Raw genomic sequence first — 14002 nt, 5'->3', positions numbered from 1 at the left:
TTTAATACGATATATAATATACTGATTGGTACATAAAGTGTTGGTTTATAATCTGAAAATGTAGAGGAAGGAGATATTTTTAAATGGCTCGACTACGCGAATTTGATGAAGAAAAAGCTTTGGATGCTGCTATGCAACTTTTTTGGGAGAAAGGATACGCTGCTACTTCATTAAGTGATCTAACTGCTAAAATGGAAATACAAAAACCGAGTTTATATTCAGCCTTTGGTGATAAAGAGGGTTTATTTGAAGTGGCATTAAGGAGATACACAAATTTACATGCGGCTAATATACGAACAAAACTTCAAAACGAACAATCTGTAAAAGAAGCAATTCGGATGTTTTTTGAAAATCTGGTGGAAGAGGAATATAAAAAAGAGTTCAGTAAAGGCTGTTTTTGTATTAACACAATGGTTGAGCTTGCTCCTCATAATGAAAAGTTTGAAGTACTGACTAGAGAACATCAAATGTATCTTGCAGTTATCTTTCAAGAATTAATCATGAAAGGAATTCGATCAGGAGAACTACAAAGTGATTTGAACGCTAAAGCATTAGCGCAAACATTAGTCACGTCCCTAATTGGATTAACAGTGTTAATGAAATCACGCCCAGAACGTTCCGTTATAGATAATTCGGTATCTATAATAGTGTCGTTAGTAAAATAATTTTTGATTGAGATGTTAATCAAAAATTAAATGTTAAGAAAGTCGATTCCTTATTAAAATAAGAAATCGACTTGTTATAATTATATATTTTGTAAGTTGTCTTTCCAAAAATTATAGCTATTATCAATAACTTCTTTTAATTTGAAATAATTTTCTCAAGTAACTTGCACGCGGTAGAGAGTTTCTCCATCGTCTGTAAAAACACCCGAGTAATCATCTATATACTTCCACTCATCCTCATTGTTAAAGTAGTACATTGCGAATTGGTTGCCCTCATCATTTAACATGTCGTCTACTAACACGCCATCCCAATTTATATAAATTTGTGTGCCAGTCATTTGTTTAAGTTTAAATTGATTATTTTGACGGCATTTGTAATTAGTTGTAAAATAATGTTTGTTGACGAATTTTATAAAAAGTATGTTAGATGAAATTCATCTGTAGGGATGACATATAAATATTTTCTTAATGGGTATAAAATATAGTAATTTAAATATATAAATAAAAAGAAAATGCGTTAGAAGTACATAGTAGATTCATATTTTAAAAAGTTAATGTGACAATAAAGGGAGGTTGAGATACATACACGGCGGGAATGTGTATGTATCTATTATAATAATGAATAAGACAATCAAACAACAAGTAATCGCACTATCAACAAGTCTAGTGATTTTAGGGAGCGTACCTTTATCAGTATCAGCAGAAGAGATAAACAACTCTCAAACTGATCAACTTAATATTGCCCAAGGAGAACACGGATCGAGCGGATTAAATTATTCTAATTTCAAGTTGGAAGTTCCTAATCATGTACAAATTAACGAAGCAGAAGTATCTGAAAATGAAAAAATGCTTTTAGAAGAATATAAGCATAAACATGATGAAACAGAAGAATTAAACAAAATGCAAGATGCTAAGAAGGGACAAGTAGCAGAAAAGGAAGCTATTTCAAACATTGAAAAGGCATTTGAATCTGTAGATGGTCGAAATGATGGGTCTGATCGTCAAATGAAACCTGTTGCAAAGCCAAGAGGTATTCAATATAGCGCACAGAGTACGAAGAAATATGGAACACTTGCAGGAGTTCCATTTGTGGAGTGGATTGTTCCAACAGGAAATCCTGATATTCGTCCTGCAAATCCGATGAAAGCACGTTACATTACAATTCATGAGACCGCAAATACAGCCGCTGGTGCTAATGCTGAAAATCATGCGAAATATTTATACAAGCAAGCAACTGAAGGCACTTTCCGAACAGCTTCATGGCATTTTACTGTAGACGATAAACAAATTTATCAACACTTACCAACAAACGAAAATGGTTGGCATGCAGGAGATGGAGATGGATCAGGAAACAGGGAATCTATCGGTATCGAGATCGCGGTTAACCAAGATGGTGATTACAATAAAGCATTAGAAAATGCAAAACGACTTGCAGGTTATTTAATGAACAAAGAAGGAATTGGTGCAGATCATATTTACAAGCATCAACAATGGAGCGGGAAAAAATGTCCTGACATTTTAATTTCACGTGGTAATTGGGCTGGTTTCGTACAAGGAATTCAGTGGTATGCAAATATAAATGCGCAGATTGATACGCCTTTACAAGATAAAAATGACTCATTTAATCCAAATGAAAATAATCCAGCTGAACCTAGCATGGAACTAGTGGTAAATGGTAGTGGCATCAATGTACGTAGTGATGCGGGTATTGAACATCGTGTTGTACGTAAAGCTTCAAACGGAGATCGTTACAAAGTATTAGCAGTTAAAAATGGTTGGTATAAAGTAGGTAATGGAGAATGGATTTTCTATGACCCAAGTTGGATTAAAATTAACTACAATGTACCAAAGGAAGAAGTACAAAAGCCAAAAGATGATATTACAGGTGGCTGGTTTGAAGGGCATATTCGTAAATTAAACAGTCTAGGTATTATGCAAGGCGAAGGTAATGGTGTATTTGCGCCATATCGAAATGTAACGAGAGCGGAGTTTGCGAAATTAATCTCCAATGCTCTTAAACTACCAGAGGGAAATAAGTCATTTGTAGATATTAATGAGGCACATCCATCACTTCATGACGGTATTAAACGTTGTGCAAGTGCAGGAATTATTAATGGTCGTGGTGAAGGGATTTTTGATCCTAACTCACCAATTACTCGTGAAGAAGTATCTATTATGATTGACAAAGCATTACGATATAAAGGAATTACAGGTGAGTTAGTAGCATTACCATTTACAGATAAGCATTTAATAACATACAAAGAATCGGTTCAACGATTATACAGTCTAAAGGTAGTTAATGGTATTGGAAATAATGAGTTTGATCCCCGAGGTACAGCAACTCGTGGTCAGGCAGCTGCCTTTATTGTGAAGATGTTAGATTCAATGCAAAAATAAAAGGAAACTTTAATCAGTGAGGGCCACTCGCATTGCAATCGAGCAGTTTATTCACCGAATTTTGAAATGAGAGTGTTACTGCCCGCAAATAGCAGAATAAATTGTATGTAGAAGCTGACATTGGTAGAAGTAAAAAATAAGAAGAATTTGAAAGGAGCTATCCAAAATAATAATTTGGAATAGTTCCTATTTAGTAGGAAGAACAAATTGTATTTCATAGATTGTAATGCAGAATGCCCTTCCAAGCCCCTCATAAGCCCCTACCAAGTAATAAATCACTAAAACAAAAACAAAAACAAAAACAACTACAAGAACAAAACAAGCACGAAAAAATGAAACCGGCGTTGTAGTAGTAAAAAAAATTGTAATTCGAATGCCAAAACCATTCCAGCATTCCTATTTTTATAATGAAGGATTAAAATCTTCCTATTTACTAGCAAAGAGTGGAGGGAAACATATGGCGGTATACCGTAATGTGCAGGTGAACTTTTGGCAAGATGAATTCATATTAGATTTAACGCCAGAGGAGCGTTATTTTTACATATATTTGTTAACTGGTACGAAAACGAAGCAATGTGGTATTTACATATTACCGAAGCGTGTGGCAGAGCTTGAAACAGGTTATAGTATGGAGACTGTTGAGAAGTTGCTAAACAGGTTTGTTGAGTATGGAAAGATTCTATATGATACGGAAACGAAAGAGGTATTCATAATAAACTGGTTACACTATAACCCTATTTCAAATACGAATGTAGAAAAGTGCGTATTACGTGAGTTAAAGACTGTAAAAAGTAATGAGTTCATACATATCTTTTTACGTAAATGCCTTGAAGAAGAATACACGATTCCATTATTACTGCAGCATTTTGGTATGCCAAAAGAAGAGGATAATAGTAGTTCACAAGTAGTTATTGAAGAGAAAGAAGAAGCGGAAGAGGTAGAAAGTATAGAAGAGGACGTTCCAAATAGTGAAGTTTATAAGTTTTATGAACAAAATATTAGTAGTTTATCCCCATATATTGTGAAAGAATTGAAGAATTGGATACAAAGACTTTCTGGAGAGAAAGTGTTAGAGGCACTTAAAATTGCGTTTGAAAATAATCAGAAAACGTTAGCTTATGTGAAGGGGATTTTGAGGAATTGGTGTAAGAAAGAACGAGTAGATTTTAGTGAAGGAATCCATAGGAGAGAAGTATTCGGTTTGTATGATCCATAGTTTGGATAAGGATTTTTTCTAGTCTAAAAGGTTCTTTTACTATAGAAGCGAATAGTGTGAGAAAGGGGTGGTTATATGGAAGTCGTTATAAAGAAGAAACGAAAAAGGGGAAAAAGAATTTTTATTTGGGCTAGTAGTATCGTTCTTTTTTTAGTTATTTCCGCTGTGATTTTTTTGAACATATATACGCTGAAATCTATGCCAAAGATAGATGGAACGATAAAGCTAGAGGATTTACAACATGCTGTTACAGTGAAGCGTGATAGTAAAGGTGTACCGCATATTAGATCGGAAAATGCACATGATTTATATTTTTCACAAGGATATGTACAAGCGCAAGATCGGTTGTTTCAAATGGATTTAAGTAGAAGACAAGCTTCTGGTATGTTAAGTGAAGTTGTTGGGGAAGCAGCTGTTGACCGAGATAAATTGTTTCGAACACTCGGTTTACGGCGAGCAGCAGAAGCCTCAGTTAGTCAATATGATGGGGAAGTAAAATATGTCCTGCAGTCATTTGCTGATGGGGTGAACGCTTTTATACGTGAGGCGAAAGCGGAAAAGAAATTACCAGTTGAGTTTACTATATTAGGTTATGAACCTGCTGAGTGGTCAATTGTTGATACTTTAACAATTGGAAAGTATATGGCGTTTGACTTAGGAGGACATTGGCATGGACAGGCGTTTCGATATTGGGCGCTGAAAAACCTTCCGAAAGAGCAAGCAAATGAGCTATTTCCTAAATATCCGAAAGATGCTCCTAGATTGCTAGCTGAACTGAAAAATACAAATGTGGACGTAGCGCAAAGTTTTTCAAAAACGATAATTCCCCCGGAGTTTAACGGTAGTAATAACTGGGTTGTGAGCGGTGAGAAGAGTGCGTCAGGTAAGCCGATTTTAGCAGATGATCCTCATTTATCTCTTGCGACGCCTTCTATTTGGTATCAAACGCGACTTGAAATGAAAGGTTTAAATGTGAGTGGCGTTATTTTCGCTGGAGTACCAGGTGTTATATTAGGCCATAATGAAAAAATAGCGTGGGGCGTTACGAATACGGGGCCTGATGTGCAAGATTTATATATTGAGAAGAGAAATCCTAATAATGAAAATGAATTTCTGTATAACGATAAATGGGAGAAAGCTACCGTTGTTAACGAGTCGATTAAAGTAAAAGGCAGGAAGACAATTCCTTATAACGTTACGATTACGAGACATGGGCCAGTAATTTCAGAGTTTGCGGATAAGGGAAAGGAAAAAAAGCAAACCGTATTCTCTTTAAAGTGGACAGCTTTAGAACCGTCAGCTGAGTTAAAAGCTGTATTAAATATGAACAAAGCAAAAGACTGGAATGAGTTTGAAACCGCTCTTCAAGATTTTCATACACCAACCCAAAACTTTGTGTTTGCATCAAACGACGGTACAATTGCTTATAAAGCGAATGGAAATATACCAGTGCGTAAAAAAGGTGATGGTAGCTTGCCTGTTCCAGGATGGACAGATGAATATGAATGGGAAGGGTATATTCCATTTGATCAATTACCGAAAGTTGTAAATCCGAAAGAAGGGTTTATTTCAACTGCGAATAATAAAATTGTTGATGATGATTATCCGTACCATATTAGCGATACGTGGGCGCAGCCATATAGGCAAATGCGTATTCAAGAATTTTTGCAAGAGAAGGAAAAGTATACGGTGAAAGATTTAGAAGAGTTACAGATGGATCAAAAGAATTTATATGGGAAAGAGTTTACTCCTATATTTTTAAAAGAGTTAAATAAAGCATCTTTAAATGAGGTAGAGAAAGAAGGCGTAAACCAATTAACAAAGTGGAATTTTTACGATAGTAAAGATGAAGCGGCACCATTAATATTCCATTTGTTAATGAAAGAGATTTCAAATACGTTATTTTCAAAAGAAATACCGAAAGATGTAATGGAGTTATTTAAAGGGAAGTCACAAGTTGTTGATGAATTGATTCGAAAAGAAGTAGCGGGAGAAAATAGCGCTTGGTTTACGAAGTACGGAGGGTTAACAAAAGTTGTGCATACATCGTACGAGAATGTAATGAAGAAATTGCAGAAGGAATATGGACCCGATGTTGGGGGCTGGAAGTGGGGCGATTATCATCAACTCGCTTTTACACATCCAATTTCGAAATCATCGAGTATGTTAGCATTACTAGCTTTTAATCGTGAGAAACCAGTTCCGATTGGGGGAAGTCAAGTTACCGTTCAAGCAGCGAGTTACGGCGATAACGGCATTGTAAATCACGGGGCTTCTTGGCGATTCGTTATTGATACGAAAGATATGTCAAACGGTTATCATATCGTAGGACCAGGACAGTCGGGACATTTTAGAAGCGATTGGTATCATGATCAAATAGATGATTGGGTAAATGGCACGTATCATACGACTACTTTAAATACAGATGGAATTGAAGGGAAAGTATTAACTTTGCAGCCGAAGTGATAGTAAGTTCTTATTTGTAGATGGCCCAGCTTTATGAAGTAATAATCCTTCGGCTAATGAAAGTTTTGCATAATAAAAGAGACTCTTACGATTGTAAGAGTCTCTTTTATTATGATAATGGATAAAATATCCTTTTTGTAAATGAGCGACAAATTTTGACAAAATATTGTACAGAGACTTGTTATAATAGATTTTGGAATATTATGTTTATTAAACAGAGGATGAAGTAGTGTACAACAAGGAAAATTTCTTAATAGTCGCAGTGAAATCTAATAGGGGGATTTAATATGAGCATTAAAGTAATGAGAGCAACAGGGATAATGGGCGGAGCAGCAAGAGTTGCTGTAAAGGTAGATAACGAAGTAGTAATAAAACTTGAGAATAACGAAGAATATACGCTTCCTTTTGAATTAGGTGAAGCGAATATTAAAGTAAAACAATTCTTTTTTGGAAGTAAAGAAAAGAAAGTAAAGGATGGCGATGTAGTAGGAATTAAGATAAATAGTATTGCCATGCTATTACTGATAGTGTCAATGATAGCTGTTTTATTCGGTTCGTCAATTGGTATAAATATTGTTGTTTTTGGTGTAATAGGAGCTTTAGTTACGTTAGTATACGGATTGAATAACTGGTTTTGTTTAGAGGTTAAATAATTATTGTATATATATTTATTTCAGTTGATTTACTATACATGGGATGAAAATATTTTTAAGTGGGAAATGGAGAGAATCAGTATGAAGAAAATGGTTGTAATATCTAGTTTGGCGCTAATAGTAGGTTTAACAACTGGTTGTAGCAGCGAAAAAACAAGTGGACCTAAAACAGTATCTGTAAAAAAAGAAAAAGAGTTAGTAGCGAAAGATATTTTTAAAAAAGCAGCTGACGGATTAAAACAAGAGGAATATCTTACATTGACATCTCTTATGTCAATGAAGGGGAGCGGCCAATCAGAAGAAATTAAAATGAAAATACAGATGGAGCCGAAACTGAAGAATTCTAGAGCTGAAATGAAAATAAGTGGTACAGATATTGTAACGTATGAAGTAGATGGAAAGGTCGCTGCTCAAGTGAAAAACCCTGATACAGGAGAGTTAGTTACGATACCTAATGATCAATTTAATGTAAATGATGTAATGGTCAGTAAAAATTTACTTAATGAGTTAGATTTACCGGAAGCTTTGGCTAAGAAAATGAAAGCAAAGAAAGATGGAGACACATATAAACTTACACTTGAATTAAAGGGAAAAGAAGCGGTAGATACGTTACAAAAAATTAATGGAGATATGAAAAAATTAACGGAAGGATTTAATATGGATGCGTTTAACATTGAATATATAATAACAAAAGATTATAAATTTGAAGAGATGCGAACAACTATAACAGTGAGTGAAAGTAACTCAGATAAAAAAGCTAGTACAGATAAGCAAAAATTGGATGCAGTTGTGAGTATAAAGATTGATTCATATGAAAAGTTTGATTCAATTAAGTTACCAGAAGGGATTCAATAATTTCAATCGTAAAAGGATAAAAAGGAGCGGAAATCTGCTCCTTTTTTATTTTTCCTACTATTTTTAGAAGATTTATATGAATATAGTTGAACGGCACTTCATTTTTTTCTGGAATAAATGTGAAACGTTGTATAAAATAATCAAGAAAGCCAAAAATTATAGGGGGAAAGTTGTGAAGGAAAATAAGAGTTTAATAAGTTTTTTAGGAGTGTTTATTATGTTGTTTTCTTTTTGTTTTCAAGGAAATGTACAGGCAGATGTAAATACTGTTCAATCTGGAAAAATCAAATCAGGAAACGTAACAGTATGGGAAGTTGGAAATGTAGCGAAAGTATTAGCGGATGTGGAGCGCTTAAATTTAAATACAGTAAATGTACCGATTCAAGTGGATATCCCAAATGTGACTTCTACTAACATGGTAATTAATCAAGCGCAAAAGCAACAAGCTATTATTTTAATTCAAGAATTATTAAAGCGTAATATTCAAGTTATAGTGGAACCGTTCCCGTATATTCAGCAGGGGAATGTTGGAGAGACAGAATGGAACCCAAGTAACATTAATGATTTCTTCTGGAATTGGAAGACGGTTATTCTGCAAGATATTTTTAATTCCATTACAAGTAAATACAATGTGTATGGACTAAAGATTGCTTCTAATTTCGTGAATATGGAGTATGCAGAAGGATACTGGAGCAATACAATTGATTTTGTTCGTAATCAGTATAAAGGAAATGTTTTGTATCAAATGAACTGGTGGTTAACAGCAAGCTGGGATCCTTCTTATGAAGCGAAGTTTATAGAGAAAATAAACCGTCCGTATTTAAAGAAGGTAGATATTGTTAGTATCGATAGTTGGTTTGAAGTTTCTGGAAAAAGAAATCCGTCATATGAAGAAGTGAAGCAAAGTTTATTTGCGACGACAGTATATAACCGTGGACAAAATGTTGTTCAGCAATTGGAACAATTACATAATGCAACAGGAAAGCCCGTTTATTTTGGTGGATTTAACGTTCCAGCGCGTGAACTTGGACTGCAAAATCCGTGGAATCCAGATGTTTCTAATGTGTTTTCGAAAGATGTACAATTAAATGGATGGCGTGCTTACCGCGATGTATTAGAACCGAAACCATATTTTAAAGGTTTTTCAATTTGGTTTATTGGCTCTAATGATAGTACACATCCGTATCAAATACATAGTAAAGAAGCGGAGGCAGTTATTAACGGCTGGTACCGAAAATAATTTTTACAAAATAGGTAAGTTTTGAAGTTTACTACATATATTTCTAGTGAAAGGCCTTTCACCATCTTATCACCTAGGGGGCAATCATAATGAAATTTTTGTCTTACCTTACAGTAATTTTGGTGATTCTCGGCGGTTTGAATTGGTTGTTTGTAGCGTTAGATTACAATGTAGTTGAGAAATGGTTTGGTTCTATGCCGGCGCTTGTGGACACTATTTATTGGCTCATTGGTCTTTCTGCTATTTATCAAATTTTTGATCGGTTCTTCACGGATAATTAGCAATTATACTTTATTACTAGAGTGTTAAGTACGATTATGTACTTAACACTTTTTTGTATGTTTATAAAAATAGTTTGCACATGCAAGCGATTCCATTGCGTCTTGCGCCGTAATAATAGAAAACAAATTGACCGTATATTATATTTTAGGTTATAATTCAGAAAGTTTAAAAATTAATAAAAATGAGAAATAGGGAGGTTATGAGGGTAATGGAGAGAGTCTATAATTTTTCAGCAGGACCATCAATACTCCCTTTGCCAGTTTTAGAGAAAGTGCAAAAGGAGCTTGTAAATTATAACGGGACAGGCATGTCTATTATGGAAATGAGTCATCGATCTTCTTATTTTCAAAGTATTATAGAGGAAGCGAGTAACTTACTTCGTGAATTAATGAGCATCCCTGATGAGTATGAAGTTTTATTTTTACAAGGCGGTGCATCATTACAATTCTCTATGATACCACTGAACTTAATGAATACGTATAAAAAAGCTGGATACGTACTAACTGGCTCATGGTCTAAAAAGGCACTACAAGAAGCCGAAAAAGTTGGGGAAGTACAAGTAATTGCTTCTTCCGAGCAAGAGAAGTTTACTACGATTCCTAAACTGGACGGTTTACTAAGCGATGAAAAACTAGATTATGTACATATTACAACGAATAATACAATTGAGGGGACAAAATATGTGGATATTCCACATGTAGAAAGAGTGCCGCTCGTTGCGGATATGTCTTCAAATATTTTGTCAGAACAATATGATGTTTCGAAGTTTGGTCTTATATACGCGGGAGCACAAAAAAATTTAGGACCAGCGGGCTTAACGATTGCTATTATAAAAAGAGATTTAATTGGGGGAGCAGATCGCTCTTGTCCGACAATGTTAAATTATGAAACTTACAGTAAAAATAACTCCTTATATAATACACCGCCATCCTTTAGTATTTACGTAACAAAACTTGTACTAGAGTGGTTGAAAGAGCAAGGCGGAGTATCTGCGATTGAAGAACAAAATAGAATGAAATCTTCACTTATTTATCATTTTTTAGATGAATCTAAATTGTTTACTTCACCAGTTGATCCTGCGTATCGATCACTTATGAACATTCCATTTACAACGCCGTCAGAAGAACTTAACAATGAGTTTTTACAAAAAGCGAAGGAACGCGGTTTCGTTACGTTAAAAGGACATCGCTCAGTTGGCGGTATGCGTGCCAGTATTTACAATGCGATGCCAGTGGAAGGTGTAAAACAATTAGTGAATTATATGAAGGAATTTGAGCTTGAGAATAGATAGGGAGATGGGGATATGTTTCGTGTTCAAACGTTAAATCAAATTGCAGAAAAAGGTTTGCAAGTCTTTACTGAAGAACGTTATGAAGTAGGAGATAGAATCAATCACCCAGATGGAATTTTGCTTCGTAGCTACTCTTTACATCAAGAAGAGTTTTCAAAAGACTTAAAGGCGATTGCAAGAGCTGGCGCTGGTGTAAATAATATTCCTGTCGAGCGATGTACAGAAAAAGGAATTGTAGTATTTAACACGCCGGGGGCAAATGCTAATGCAGTAAAGGAACTCATTATTGCCAGTCTTATTATGTCTTCACGCAACATTATTAATGGTGTAAGTTGGACGAAAAACTTAGAGGGTGAAGAAGTACCACAGCTTGTTGAATCAGGAAAAAAACAATTTGTTGGATCAGAAATTGCAGGGAAACGTCTAGGTGTTATCGGACTTGGCGCAATCGGTGCTTTAGTTGCGAACGATGCGTTAGCGTTAGGCATGGATGTTATCGGATATGATCCTTATATTTCAGTTGAAACAGCTTGGCGTCTTTCTACACATGTGCAAAGAGCATTTAGCCTTGATGAAATTTTTGCAACGTGTGATTATATTACACTGCATATTCCTCTTACGAATCAAACGAAGGGGATCATTGGGGAACACGCTGTAGAGAAGATGAAAAGAGGGATGCGTCTATTTAATTTCTCTAGAGGAGAACTTGTAGATGAAAAGGTTCTTCAAAAAGCATTAGAAGAAGATATTATTACACATTACGTAACGGATTTCCCGAATGAGAATGTAATAAAGATGAAAAATGTAACAGCGACGCCTCACCTTGGTGCATCAACGTCTGAATCGGAAGAAAATTGTGCAGTAATGGCGGCGCGTCAATTACGTGAATATTTAGAGACAGGAAATATTCGTAACTCAGTAAATTATCCAAACGTAGAATTGCCGTATATCGGAAAGAAACGAATTACAATTATGCATCAAAACGTCCCGAATATGGTAGGGCAAATTACAGGATGCTTAGCGGAACATCATATTAATATTGCCGATATGATTAATCGTAGTAAACATTCTTGGGCATACACAATGATTGATATCGATAACGGAATTGATGATATAATAAAAGAGAATATTGTAGAAAATATAAGCAAAATTACAGGTGTTGTAGCCGTTCGAATGATTGTGTAAAGGAGAGAGGAATGTGGCAAAAATACGACCGTTTCGGGCCATTCGTCCAGTAGAGGAAAAAGCGGCACAAGTGGCAGCTTTACCGTATGACGTATTAAATAGTGAAGAGGCAAGGGAAGTTGTAAAAGGGAATCCATATTCTTTCTTGCATGTTGATAAAGCAGAAATTGATTTAGATCCTGAATTGTCACCGTATGATGATTGCGTGTATGAAAAAGCGGGCGACAATTTAAAGCAATTTATACGAGAAGAAGTGTTCATACAAGATGAAGAGCCAGCGCTATATATTTATGAACTGACGATGCAAGGAAGAACGCAGTCAGGCCTTGTCGTTTGTACATCTATTGATGAGTATGAAGATGATACAATTAAAAAACATGAAAGAACACGTCATGAAAAAGAACTAGATCGTATTCGCCACGTAGATGTGTGTGACGCAAATACAGGTCCGATATTTTTAACTTACCGTACAAAAGATGAAGTAAAGCATTTAATTAGAAGCTGGAAAGAAGAGCATGCGCCAATTTATACATTTACAGCAGAAGACGGTGTTAAGCATGTTGCGTGGAAGATTGCAGATGAAGATGTAATTACGACTTTAGTAAACGCATTTGAAGATATTCCTAATCTTTATATTGCAGATGGGCATCACCGTTCTGCATCAGCTGCAAAAGTAGGACTTATGAGAAGAGAACAATATCCAAATTACACAGGAGAAGAGGAATTTAATTTCTTCTTATCGGTTCTATTCCCTCATGATGAATTATCGATTTGGGACTATAACCGAGTTGTGAAAGATTTAAACGGTTTATCAGAAGAACAGTTTTTAAAACAAATCAAGCAATACTTCTATGTAGAAGAAGCACCTGTTTCTCCGTATAAACCAAATGAACCAAAAACATTTGGAATGTATGTAAATGAGAAGTGGTATAAGCTTACTGTGAAAGAAGAAACATTCGATGCGAATGATCTTGTTAGAGGTTTAGATGTATCTATCCTGCAAGATCATTTATTAAGCCAAGTACTTGAAATACATGATCCGCGTTCTGATTCACGCATTGATTTTGTTGGCGGAATACGGGGGTTAGAAGAACTAGAACGCCTTGTGAACAGCGGCGAATACAAAGCAGCATTCGCATTATATCCGACATCTATGGAAGATTTATTAGCAATCGCAGATGCCGGAGAAGTCATGCCGCCGAAATCAACGTGGTTTGAACCGAAACTGCGTAGTGGGTTGTTTGTTCATTCGTTAAAGTAAATATTGACTTCTATAGTTTTGAAAAACCGAAATGATTATAGTTTCGGTTTTTCTTATTTATAAAGTGTTTTTGAGGAGGGGTATAGATGAAATTGCAAGTAGGCGAAAAAATCACCTTTGAGCGAACTTTTACGAAAGAGGATGTTGTTTTATTTACGGAAGTATCGAAAGATGAAGGTGTTCATCATGTTACACCAGATGAGCAGGGGAGATTTGTTGTACAAGGACTGTTAACATCAACGTTGCCTACAAAAATTGGCGGTGATTATAACGTACTAGCTCGCAAGATGGATTTTGAATTTGTACGTCCTGTTTTTAGCGGTGATACGATTCGTTGTGACGTAACTATTGAACAATTTGAGCCCGATGAAAAAAATCGTACAAAAATTATTGCGATGTTTATATGTAGGAATCAACTTGAAAAAGAAGTTATGCAGGGGAGTTTTTCTGGGATTATTCTTTAGTTAGTAGGAAAAGTAATGAATAGGTGG

12 protein-coding genes and 1 pseudogene are annotated in these 14002 nt (G+C 35.3%); 12 read left to right on the top strand and 1 reads right to left on the bottom strand.

What is annotated here, in order from left to right; all coding sequences use genetic code 11:
- The first annotated feature begins 83 nt into the window (after nucleotides 1–83).
- A complete protein-coding gene (locus MHI26_RS16460) occupies nucleotides 84–665 on the top strand; it encodes a TetR/AcrR family transcriptional regulator (RefSeq protein WP_000113327.1) in 582 nt (193 codons plus the stop codon).
- A gap of 80 nt (nucleotides 666–745) precedes the next feature.
- On the opposite strand, the pseudogene MHI26_RS16455 reads toward MHI26_RS16460, so the two are convergent.
- A pseudogene (locus MHI26_RS16455) lies at nucleotides 746–1024 on the bottom strand (DUF7832 domain-containing protein); the annotation flags it as partial.
- A gap of 259 nt (nucleotides 1025–1283) precedes the next feature.
- On the opposite strand from MHI26_RS16455, the gene MHI26_RS16450 reads away from it, so the two are divergent.
- The 11 genes from MHI26_RS16450 (at nucleotide 1284) to MHI26_RS16400 (ending at nucleotide 13975) form a co-directional block, all read left to right on the top strand.
- Nucleotides 1284–3062: an S-layer homology domain-containing protein gene (locus MHI26_RS16450; RefSeq protein WP_061666932.1), complete on the top strand. Its 1779-nt coding sequence runs from the start codon at nucleotides 1284–1286 to the stop codon at nucleotides 3060–3062.
- A 373-nt stretch (nucleotides 3063–3435) separates the two neighbouring features.
- Nucleotides 3436–4278, top strand: a complete 843-nt coding sequence (locus MHI26_RS16445; protein ID WP_141526931.1) for a DnaD domain-containing protein — start codon at nucleotides 3436–3438, stop codon at nucleotides 4276–4278.
- A 75-nt stretch (nucleotides 4279–4353) separates the two neighbouring features.
- Nucleotides 4354–6744 carry a penicillin acylase family protein gene (locus tag MHI26_RS16440; RefSeq protein WP_000454316.1) on the top strand — a complete coding sequence of 797 codons (2391 nt, stop codon included), beginning with the start codon at nucleotides 4354–4356 and terminating at the stop codon, nucleotides 6742–6744.
- A gap of 287 nt (nucleotides 6745–7031) precedes the next feature.
- Nucleotides 7032–7397 (top strand): hypothetical protein, encoded by a 366-nt coding sequence (locus MHI26_RS16435; RefSeq protein WP_061666910.1) that lies wholly within the window; start codon nucleotides 7032–7034, stop codon nucleotides 7395–7397.
- Nucleotides 7398–7478: 81 nt separating this feature from the next.
- Entirely contained in the window at nucleotides 7479–8252 is a 774-nt protein-coding gene (locus tag MHI26_RS16430) for a DUF6612 family protein (RefSeq protein ID WP_000738992.1), read from the top strand.
- Between the two features lie 172 nt (nucleotides 8253–8424).
- Entirely contained in the window at nucleotides 8425–9492 is a 1068-nt protein-coding gene (locus tag MHI26_RS16425; protein WP_061666911.1) for a glycoside hydrolase family 113, read from the top strand.
- A gap of 89 nt (nucleotides 9493–9581) precedes the next feature.
- Complete coding sequence (locus tag MHI26_RS16420) at nucleotides 9582–9773, top strand: DUF378 domain-containing protein (protein ID WP_000670803.1); 192 nt, start codon at nucleotides 9582–9584, stop codon at nucleotides 9771–9773.
- 209 nt (nucleotides 9774–9982) lie between these two features.
- Nucleotides 9983–11065: a 3-phosphoserine/phosphohydroxythreonine transaminase gene (gene serC / locus MHI26_RS16415; RefSeq protein WP_061666912.1), complete on the top strand. Its 1083-nt coding sequence runs from the start codon at nucleotides 9983–9985 to the stop codon at nucleotides 11063–11065.
- A gap of 12 nt (nucleotides 11066–11077) precedes the next feature.
- Entirely contained in the window at nucleotides 11078–12250 is a 1173-nt protein-coding gene (locus MHI26_RS16410) for a 3-phosphoglycerate dehydrogenase family protein (protein ID WP_000490228.1), read from the top strand.
- 13 nt (nucleotides 12251–12263) lie between these two features.
- On the top strand, nucleotides 12264–13511 hold the full coding sequence (locus MHI26_RS16405; RefSeq protein ID WP_061666913.1) for a DUF1015 domain-containing protein: 1248 nt from the start codon (nucleotides 12264–12266) through the stop codon (nucleotides 13509–13511).
- Nucleotides 13512–13597: 86 nt separating this feature from the next.
- Nucleotides 13598–13975 carry a MaoC/PaaZ C-terminal domain-containing protein gene (locus MHI26_RS16400; RefSeq protein ID WP_048544764.1) on the top strand — a complete coding sequence of 126 codons (378 nt, stop codon included), beginning with the start codon at nucleotides 13598–13600 and terminating at the stop codon, nucleotides 13973–13975.
- Nucleotides 13976–14002 lie beyond the last annotated feature (27 nt).

Source organism: Bacillus sp. FSL K6-1218, from assembly GCF_038006445.1.
Classification (GTDB): domain Bacteria; phylum Bacillota; class Bacilli; order Bacillales; family Bacillaceae_G; genus Bacillus_A; species Bacillus_A thuringiensis_S.
The sequence above is the reverse complement of the archived record's forward strand: the minus strand, read 5'-3'. Positions and strand labels throughout refer to the sequence as shown.